Annotated in this window: 1 protein-coding gene; it reads right to left on the reverse strand. The window is 67.4% G+C overall.

Translation table 11 applies throughout. The annotated features are described in order from the left end of the window. Positions 1–261: SAM-dependent methyltransferase (locus K7711_RS47220; protein ID WP_222979758.1), on the reverse strand; the 261-nt coding region annotated here is incomplete at both ends.

Consider the following 261-nt stretch of genomic DNA (forward strand, 5'->3'; position numbering starts at 1 on the left):
GTCCGCGTGAGTTCGGGAGCGCGCAGAATCGACTCGGGCTCGCGCAGATCGGCATGGATGAAGGCGGTCCGGCCCTCGGGCGTGCTCTTCATGAGCGCACGGGCGTGGGCCAGCACGAGCGGATCTTTGTCCACGTACGCGATGCGCGCCGCGGGATTCACCTCCTGTGCGACCTGGTGGGTGTTGCGCGCGGTCGGCAGGCCGGTGCCGATATCGAGGAATTGGGTGATGCCCAGGTCGGTGATCGCGTACCGCACGGTA

Source organism: Nocardia coffeae (assembly GCF_019890715.1).
GTDB lineage: Bacteria > Actinomycetota > Actinomycetes > Mycobacteriales > Mycobacteriaceae > Nocardia > Nocardia jiangxiensis.